Origin of the sequence: uncultured Methylobacterium sp., assembly GCF_964251405.1 — a bacterium.
GTDB lineage: Bacteria > Pseudomonadota > Alphaproteobacteria > Rhizobiales > Beijerinckiaceae > Methylobacterium.
This window is the reverse complement of sequence record NZ_CAXUJR010000107.1, coordinates 2,180-11,427: the sequence shown is the minus strand read 5'-3', so window position 1 is coordinate 11,427 and position 9,248 is coordinate 2,180. Positions and strand designations below refer to the sequence as shown.

Genomic DNA, 9,248 nt, shown 5'->3' with positions numbered 1-9,248 from the left:
ACCCGAGGGTCGGCTCGTCATGCCAGATCCTGCAGATGGCGCGCGGCGATGACGGAGGCCGCCGTGCGGTTCTCGACGCCGAGCTTCGCGTAGATGGCCTCGAGGTGCTTCGTGACCGTCCGCGGGCTCAGGCCCAGGATCTCGCCGATATCGCGGCTCGATTTGCCGCGGGAGAGCCAGAGCAGAACCTCCGCCTCGCGGTTCGTGATGCGCAGACGCGCGCCCAATCGTTCGAGGCTGGTCGCGGTCCCGTCCCGGGCGAGGCGCAGAAGGATCTCCTCGCCGGTGCTCCCGACGAAGCTCAGGGAATAGGCGGTGCCGTTCCTGTCCGAGAGCGGGATCGGGGCGATCGCGATGCCGGATAGGCAGCCGTTAAGCCAGGCCTGGGCGGCGGCAGGCAGGCCGAGCGGCATGCTCTCAGGGGCGATCCCCGTCAGGAGACGTGCCGCCTGCGGCGTCGACCACAGCACGTTCCCTTCGCGGTCCACGGCGAACAGGGTGCGGCCGGTCGTGTCGAGCGCCGCTCGAGCGCTTCGGGCCGAGCGGGCTCCAGCCAAGTGAACGCGGATACGGGCTAGGATCTCGTCGGGGGCGATGGGTTTCGTGACGTAGTCGACACCGCCAGCCTCGAGGCCTTTCACGATGTGCTCGGTTTCCGACAGGCCGGTCATGAAGATCACCGGCACGTGAGCGAGGTCGGTCCGCGCCTTGAGTTGCCGGCACGTTTCGAAACCGTCCATGCCCGGCATCATCGCGTCGAGGAGGATGATATCGGGAGTGATCTCCTCCACGAGCGCCAAGGCGAGGTCGCCGGCGACCGCCACCAGCACGGTGGCTCCCGAGCGCTCGATCGCGTCGGTGAGGAAGCTCAACGTCTCGGGGGAATCGTCGACGACGAGGACGATGTCGCGGTGCGCCTCAGCCATCGCGGGCGAGCCCTTCGAGCACGCTCATGTAGCGCCTGAGATCGTAGGATCCCACAAAGCCGCGCATCTGCGCGACGAAGGCGGCGGGCGGTTGGTCCTGCGCCTCCATCTGAGCGAGCTTGGCCTCGATGCCGCGGACATGGCCGATCCGGCCGAGCCGAAGCAATTCGGCGACCTGATCACGCCGCGGGGCGGCCGATCCGAGATCGGACTCGGGCGCCGTCTCCGGCGGCAACGCTCCGTCGAGGTCGAGCAGCACCGAGATGCGTGCGATGAGGTCCCGCAGGTCGAAGGGTTTGGGGATGATGTCGTCGTGGGGCGCGTCGTCGCCGCGATTCGGGCTGATCTCGTGGACGTTGGCCGACATCATCGCGATGCGCGCGGTATGGCCGGCCTCGCGCAGGGCGAGGGCCAGCTCCCAGCCGCTCATCCCCGGCATCGCGATATCCAGGAGGAAGAGGTCCGGACGCCGCGCCGCGGCCAGGCGCAGGCAGGCCGGTCCGTCGGCGGCGTCGAGGACGGTGAGGCCGAGAGGTTCGAGGATCTCGTGCATCAGACCGCGATGAGCCGCATCGTCGTCCACCACCAGGATCGTGCGCCGACCTCCGACATAGGCCGGTGCGCGCAAAGGGTAACCTTGCGCGAGAGCCGGGCGCGCGACCGAGGCGAGCATCAGCCTCACCCGCGCCACCGTGCCCTGGCCGAGCGTGCTGGTCACCGTGATCTCGCCACCCATCACCTGGGCGAGGAGGTTCGCGATGGTGAGGCCCAGGCCGGTGCCCGGCGTCGAGCGAGCCGCCGGCATCGAGCCGCGCTCGAAGGGCTCGAAGATCCGCTGCAGGTCCTCCTCCGGAATCCCGAACCCTGAGTCGCGAATCGTGAACACCGCGACCTCGTTGCGGTAGCTCAGTTCGAGCGCCACCTCGCCGGCAGGCGTGAACTTGATGGCGTTCGAGAGGAGGTTGAGGAGGATCTGGCGCAAGCGTTTCTCGTCGGTGGCCACCACCGCCGGCAGGTTGGTCGGCCCCGAGAAGCGGAAGGCGAGGCCCGCAGCCTTCGCCTGTAGGCTGATCATGTCGACGATCTGGTCGAGGAAGTCGGCAAGCCGGATCTCGTTGCGGTGGATCTGAAGCCGTCCGGCCTCCATCCGTGAGATGTCGAGCAAGCCATCGATCAGGCCGGACAGGTGCTGGGCGCTGCGTCGGATGACGCGGATGCCGTTCTGGCGCGAGGCCGGGATCTCCGGGTCGCCCTCGATGAGCTGCGCATAGCCGAGCACCGCGTTGAGCGGCGTGCGCAGCTCATGGCTGATGCCGACGACGTAGCGGCTTTTCGCCAGATTGGCCGCCTCCGCGATCTCCTTGGCCTCCTGCAGCTTGGCGTCGGTGACCTTATGAGCCTCGATCTCGGATTCGTAGAGCAGAGTCTGGCGAGCGGTCTCCTCTTGGGCGACGCGGCGGCTCTCCTGGGCGAGCACGAACAGCCACGCGACTACCCCGAGGATCACCACGAGGATCAGGAACACGCTGGTGAGCGCTGTGCGCAGGACGACCCGATGCTCTGGGTTCGCCGCCACGGCCCCCGCATGGACGATGCCGAGGATCAGTGCGATCACCGCCACCAGGGTCGCCATCAAGGCGAGATAGCGCCCCAGCGGTGCGCCGATCCAGAGCGCGGTCCGGGTCGGCAGGACCTGAGCGAGCATCGTCTGTGCCTGGGCGTCGAGGCGTCCGTGAGGCTTGCACAGGTCGCCGCAGCGAGCGTCGAGCGAGCAGCACAGCGAACAGATCGGTCCCGCATAGGCTGGACAATGGGCCATATCCTCGGTCTCGAACGGGTGCTCGCAGACCTCGCATGTGATGCTGGACGCCCCGCCCCAATCCGTACGCGGCGTCCTGGCGAGGTAGTATCGCCCGCCGGTGGCATAGGCGATCAGCGGCGCTCCGGCGAAGGCGGTGCCGAGCGCCAGGAGAGGCGCGAAGGGCTGGAGCGCAGGGCCGAGGAGCCCTGCATAGGCCGAGCAGCCGACGAGGATCGCGGCCGCCATGGCACCGGTCCCGACCGGATTGATGGCATAGAGGTGGGCGCGTTTGAACTCGATCCCCGGCGGCGACAGGCCGAGCGGCTTGTTGACCGCGAGATCGGCAGCGAGCGCCCCGACCCAGGACGAGACCACCACAGCATAGAGCGAGAGCGTGCTGGCGATGGTCTTGTCGATGCCGAGCTCCATTAGCAGGAGCGCGATCGCGACGTTGAAGACGAGCCAGACAACGCGCCCGGGATGCGAATGGGTGAGCCGGGAGAAGAAGTTCGACCATGCGATGGAGCCCGCATAAGCGTTGGTGACGTTGATCTTGAGCTGCGAGATCACGACGAAGACGGCCATCAGGGCGAGCGCGCCATCGCGGGACGGCACCACGTAACTGAAGGCGATCGCGTACATCTGCGTCGGGTCGCCGGCCTGCTCGGGCGGGATGCCGTGGCCGACGACGAGAACCGCGAGAAACGAGCCGAGCAGGATCTTGAGCATGCCGGGCACGATCCAGCCGGCCCCCGCCCCGAGCACTGCCCCCCACCAGCGGCCCGGGCGCTCCTTCTCGATCGCCGGCACGAAGCGCAGGAAGTCGACCTGCTCGCCCACCTGCGCCAGCAATGCGAGCAGGATGCCGACGGCGAACCCGAACAGGGCCGGATCGAATCCGCCGGCCTTACCCGCGATGCCGGCAAACCCGGTCCAGGCTTCGAACGGCGCCCCACCCTTCATCGCGATAAAAGTGAGCGGCAGCAGGTTGAGAACGATCCAGATCGGCTGGGTCCAGATCTGAAAGCGACTGATCAGGCTGATCCCGAAGACTACCAGGGGGATCGCCGCCAGCGCGCTGACGAGATAGCCGATGGTGAGCGGCAGGCCGAAGCAGAGGTTCAGGGCGAGCGCCATGATCGACGCCTCGATGGCGAAGAACAGGAACGTGAAGCTCGCATAGATCAGGGACGTGACGGTCGAGCCGATATAGCCGAAGCCCGCACCCCGTGTGAGGAGATCGATGTCGACGCCGTAGCGTGCCGCATAGACGCTGATCGGTGCGGCCGTGGCGAAGATGATGAGGCCGGCGACCAGGAGCGCCGCCACCGTATTGGTGAACCCCGTGGTGAGCACGAGTGTGCCGCCGATCGCTTCGAGCGCCAGGAACGACAGCGAGCCGAGCGCCGTCTGCGCCACCTGGAAGCCCGACCAGCGCCGGGCTTTCTTCGCCGTGAAGCGCAGGGCGTAGTCTTCGAGCGTCTCGTCGGCGACGAAGCGGTTGTAGTCCCGGCGAATCGGGACGATGCGCTGTCGGGCATTCATGGGCGGCAGTGTGGCACTGATCCAATCACGCGGCGTCGACATCCATGCAGGCGTGAGGAACCAAGACCGCCGCGAATGGGCTGGCCAGCGGCATCATTGGCTGCCGACGCGGCCACGTCCAGCCGGTGCGACGGCGAAGGCACCCGAATGAGGCCTGGGGAGCCAAGGTTGGCCTACGCAAGAAGCATGCAGGCACGGCGCTTCCATCGAAACGGCGGCATATTTGGGGGAGGCCGATCCAGCCTGGGCCGAGTGCCCCCGCTCTGCCATACGCAAAACAGCGTATATGCCCCGACGTATCACGCGGCCTAGCCTTTGCTTCGACCGATCGCGGCCAGTTCACGAGCCGCCCGGCAACGAACAGGGGTTGAGGGCACGATGGCAGACGAGACGAACCACGGTTTGCAATCGGCGCTGCGGCGCAGACTTCTGATGGGTCTGGCGGGCGCGCCCGCCCTCGCGCTGTTGCCGCGGCAGGCCTATGCCGCCGCGCCGCCGACCTCGGCGGTCAATACGAGCGGTCTGGCAGTCACCGACACAGAGGTGACGGTCGGCATCCTGCACTCGGCAACCGGCACCATGGCGATCTCCGAAACGGGCTCCATCCAGGCGGAGAAGCTCGCCATCGAGGAGATCAACGCCGCCGGCGGCGTCCTCGGCCGCAAGATCAAGATCATCCAAGAGGACGGCGCCTCCGACTGGCCGACCTTCGCGGAGAAAGCCAAGAAGCTCCTCGTCAACGACAAGTGCGCGGCCGTGATGGGCTGCTGGACCTCCGCGTCACGCAAGGCCGCTCTGCCGGTCTTCGAACAGTATAATGGCCTTCTCTACTACCCGACTTTCTACGAGGGACTCGAGCAGTCCAAGAACGTCATCTATACCGGTCAGGAAGCGACGCAGCAGATCCTTGCCTCACTGAACTGGGTTGCGAAGGAGAAGGGTGCCAAGACCTACTTCTTCATCGGTTCGGACTACATCTGGCCACGCACCTCGAACAAGATCGCCCGCAAGCACATCGAGAACGTGCTGAAGACCAAGGTGGTCGGCGAGGAGTACTTCCCGCTCGGCCACACCCAATTCAATTCGGTCATCAATAAGCTCAAGCTCACCAAGCCCGACGTGATCTTCACCGACGTGGTCGGCGGGTCGAACGTGGCGTTCTACAAGCAGCTCAAGGCGGCCGGCATTGACCTTTCGAAGCAGACCCTGCTGACCATCTCGGTGACCGAAGACGAGATCGACGGCATCGGCGGCGATAACATCGCCGGTGCCTATTCCTGCATGAAGTACTTCCAGTCACTCAAGAACCCGAACAACGAGAAGTTCGTCGCGGCCTTCAAGAAGATGTGGGGTGAGAAGACCGTCATCGGCGACGTCACCCAGGCCGCCTATCTCGGCCCCTACCTCTGGAAGATGACCTGCGAGAAGGCCGGCTCCTTCGACGTCGACAAGCTCGCGGTGGCCTCCACCGACATCGAGTTCAAGGGCGCGCCGGAAGGCTACGTCAAGGTCCATCCCAACCATCACCTCTGGTCGAAGACCCGCGTGGCCAAGGCGCTGCCGTCGGGCCAGTTCGAGGTGGTCTACGAGAGCCCCGACCTCATCGAGCCGAACCCCTTCCCCAAGGGCTACCAGTAGCTTCCCGATCGGCGCGGCGGCTTGCCGCGCCGCCAGATCCGGTCCGGCGCTTGCTAGGCGAGCCCCGAACCGACCGAGCCATTGGCGCAACCCTTCGGAGATCAGGCGATGTTCGGTGAATATTCGATCGCGGACCTCAGCGCGATCTTCGCGATGCAGGGTTTCGCCGGCCTGATCCTGTTCTCGGTCTATCTACTGATGGCGCTCGGCCTCGCGATCATCTTCGGCCAGATGGGCGTGATCAACATGGCGCACGGGGAGTTCATGATCCTCGGCGCATACGTGACCTATCTCTGCTCGACCTTCTTCCAGACCTACATGCCCGGGCTGTTCGCCGCCTACTTCTTCGTGGCGATGGCGCTCGCCTTCCTCGCCTCCGGCGCGATGGGCATGCTCGTCGAGTGGAGTCTGATCCGGCACCTCTACAAGCGTCCACTCGATACGCTGCTCGCCACCTGGGGCCTGTCGCTGATCCTGCAGCAAACCTACCGCACCGTGTTCGGCGCCCGCGAGGTCGGCGTCGAGCTGCCGTCTTGGCTCATCGGTTCGGTCCAGGTCACCGACACGATCGAGGTGCCGATCAACGGTATCTTCGTCATGGCCATCACGACGCTGATCACCTTGGGTGTCGCTACGCTTATGTACCGCTCGCGCTTCGGCGCCCAGGTCCGTGCCGTGGTGCAGAACCGGGCCATGGCCGGCGCGGTCGGCATCGACACCGAGAAGGTCGACCGCCTCACCTTCGGTCTCGGCTGCGGCATCGCCGGCATCGCCGGCTCGGCCTTCACCATGGTCGGCTCGACGGGTCCGACCTCGGGCCAGCTCTACATCGTCGACACCTTCCTCATCGTCGTCTTCGGCGGCGCCGCCAGCCTGCTCGGTACGATCGCGTCGGCCTTCTCGATCTCTCAGACCCAGTCGACGCTGGAATTCTTCCTCTCCGGTTCCACCGCCAAGGTGATCACCCTGCTCGCGGTGGTCGGCATCCTGATGCTGCGGCCGCAGGGCCTCTTCACCCTCAAGGTCCGGCGCTGAGGAAGCGATCATGGAGCAGACCAGGATGGCAACGAAGCCCGTCTCCGCCGCGAATATCCACGACAACCCCTTCATGAAGCCGATGGAGTGGGTGAGCCTCGCGATCCTCGCCGCCGTCATCCTCATCGTCCTGCCGATGGTGCTCGATGCCTTCCGGCTCAACCTCGTCGGCAAGTACCTCACCTACGCCTTCGTGGCGCTCGGCCTCGTGATCTGCTGGGGTTTTGGCGGCATCCTCTCGCTCGGCCAGGGCTGCTTCTTCGGGCTCGGCGGCTACTGCATGGCAATGTACCTCAAGCTCGAGGCATCGAGCGTCGAGAATACCAAAATCCAGTCGACGCCGGGCATCCCCGACTTCATGGACTGGAACCAGATCACCGAGCTGCCCTGGATCTGGAAGCCGTTCCAGAGCCTTCCCCTCACGCTGCTCCTAGTGGTGGCGTTGCCCGCCTTCTTCGCCTTCGTGATCGGCACGGCGATGTTCCGGCGCAGGGTCGGCGGCACCTACTTCGCCATCATCACCCAGGCGATCGCCGCCATTCTCACCATCCTGATCGTCGGCCAGCAGGGCTACACCGGCGGCATCAACGGCATCACGGACCTGCGCACACTCAACGGCTGGGACATCCGCACCGACAGCGCCCACAACATCCTCTACTTCGTCAATGGCGGCCTGCTCATCGCCTGCATCCTGTTCGCGCAGTACGTGAAGAAGTCCAAGCTCGGCCGCATCCTGTTGGCCATGCGCGACAAGGAGGACCGGGTCCGGTTCTCCGGCTACCAGGTCGCGAGCTTCAAGACCTTCGCGTTCTGCCTCGCCGCCGTGTTCGCGGCCATCGGCGGAGCGATGTTCACCCTCCAGGTCGGGTTCATGTCGCCCTCCTTCGTCGGTATCGTGCCCTCGATCGAGATGGTGATCTACGCTGCCGTCGGCGGACGCCTTTCCCTGTTCGGCGCGGTCTGGGGCACGCTGCTCGTCAACTGGGCGAAGACGAGCTTCTCCGAGAGCTTCCCGGAGCTGTGGCTGTTCGGGCTCGGCGCGCTGTTCATCGCCGTGGTCCTCGCCTTCCCCAACGGCCTGGCCGGCATCTACCGCACCTATGTCGAACCGCGCCTGACCCGGAAGGTAAAGGCGCTCGCTCCGGCCGATGCCGGGCCCCTGCCGCACGGCACCCCGGCCGAATAGGAGCGCCAGCCGATGAACGCCGCCATCCTCCACTCGCCGATCATCGGCGAGAGCGCCGACGCCCCGAATTTCCTCCTCGCCGTCGAGTCCCTCACGGTCTCCTTCGACGGGTTCAAGGCGGTCAACGACGTCTCGTTCTACGTCGATCCCAATGAGATCCGCGTCATCATCGGCCCCAACGGTGCGGGCAAGACCACGGTCCTCGACCTCATCTGCGGGCGCACCAAGGCCAGCGCCGGTTCGATCAAGTACAAGGGCCAGGAGCTCACCAAGCTTTCCGAGAGCGCCATCGTCCAGGCCGGGGTCGGGCGCAAGTTCCAGACGCCGTCGATCTACGACGACCTCTCGGTGTTCGAGAACCTGGAGATCTCGTTTCCGCGTGGGCGCTCGGTCTTCGGGGCCCTGACCTTCAAGCGCGACGCCGAGGTCCGCGACCGAATCGAGGAGGTCGCGAGCATGATCTTCCTCAAGGACCAATTGGCCGAGCGGGCCGAATTCCTCAGCCACGGCCAGAAGCAGTGGCTCGAGATCGGCATGCTGCTGATCCAAGACCCGGAGCTCCTCATGCTCGACGAGCCGGTCGCCGGCATGAGCGTCGGCGAGCGCATCAAGACCGCCGAGCTCCTCAACCAGATCATCGTCGGCCGCTCGGTCCTCGTGATCGAGCACGACATGAAGTTCGTCGAGGACATCGCCCACCGGGTCACCGTGCTCCACCAGGGCAAGGTGTTGTCGGAAGGGTCGATGGAGCGGGTCAAGAACGACCCCAAGGTCATCGAAGTCTATCTCGGCCACTGAGGGGAAGCGCGCGATGCTGCAGACGACGCCGGTTTCGCACAACGCAGCCACCTACGTGCCCTCGGCTTCCGCGGGCACGGCCCCGATGTTGTCGGTCGAAGACCTCCACTCGGCCTACGGCCAGAGCGAGGTCCTGCACGGGCTCGACTTCTCCGTCGCGCCCGGCGAGATCGTTGCCGTGATGGGCCGCAACGGCATGGGCAAGACCACGCTCATGAAGACCCTGATGGGGATCGTCGCGGTCAAGTCCGGCGCGATCCGGGTGGCGGGCGAGGACATCTCGGGTCTCAAGAGCCACCAGCGCGTGGCCAAGGGCCTC

The 9,248-nt window shown here is 65.8% G+C and carries 7 protein-coding genes; 5 read left to right on the top strand and 2 right to left on the bottom strand.

What is annotated here, in order from left to right; all coding sequences use genetic code 11:
* Positions 1–17: 17 nt before the first annotated feature.
* Together ACFE7U_RS15675 and ACFE7U_RS15670 are read right to left on the bottom strand one after the other, a co-directional pair.
* Positions 18–926 (bottom strand): response regulator, encoded by a 909-nt coding sequence (locus ACFE7U_RS15675; protein WP_375410647.1) that lies wholly within the window; start codon positions 924–926, stop codon positions 18–20.
* The gene (locus ACFE7U_RS15670) at positions 919–4,272 is read right to left on the bottom strand and encodes an ATP-binding protein (protein ID WP_375410650.1); all 3,354 of its coding nucleotides are present in this window, start codon (positions 4,270–4,272) and stop codon (positions 919–921) included. The genes ACFE7U_RS15675 and ACFE7U_RS15670 overlap by 8 nt, the downstream gene beginning before the upstream one ends.
* 378 nt (positions 4,273–4,650) lie before the next feature.
* Here ACFE7U_RS15670 and urtA point away from each other — a divergent pair, with 378 nt between their 5' ends.
* The 5 genes from urtA to ACFE7U_RS15645 all read left to right on the top strand — a co-directional run.
* Positions 4,651–5,910: an urea ABC transporter substrate-binding protein gene (urtA, locus tag ACFE7U_RS15665; protein WP_375410646.1), complete on the top strand. Its 1,260-nt coding sequence runs from the start codon at positions 4,651–4,653 to the stop codon at positions 5,908–5,910.
* A 108-nt stretch (positions 5,911–6,018) separates the two neighbouring features.
* Positions 6,019–6,945: an urea ABC transporter permease subunit UrtB gene (urtB, locus tag ACFE7U_RS15660; RefSeq protein ID WP_375410645.1), complete on the top strand. Its 927-nt coding sequence runs from the start codon at positions 6,019–6,021 to the stop codon at positions 6,943–6,945.
* 25 nt (positions 6,946–6,970) lie between these two features.
* The gene (urtC, locus tag ACFE7U_RS15655) at positions 6,971–8,131 is read left to right on the top strand and encodes an urea ABC transporter permease subunit UrtC (RefSeq protein WP_375410644.1); all 1,161 of its coding nucleotides are present in this window, start codon (positions 6,971–6,973) and stop codon (positions 8,129–8,131) included.
* Between the two features lie 12 nt (positions 8,132–8,143).
* On the top strand, positions 8,144–8,929 hold the full coding sequence (urtD, locus tag ACFE7U_RS15650) for an urea ABC transporter ATP-binding protein UrtD (RefSeq protein ID WP_375410643.1): 786 nt from the start codon (positions 8,144–8,146) through the stop codon (positions 8,927–8,929).
* 85 nt (positions 8,930–9,014) lie between these two features.
* A partial coding sequence (locus ACFE7U_RS15645; RefSeq protein ID WP_375410649.1) for an ATP-binding cassette domain-containing protein occupies positions 9,015–9,248 on the top strand: 234 nt, incomplete at its 3' end.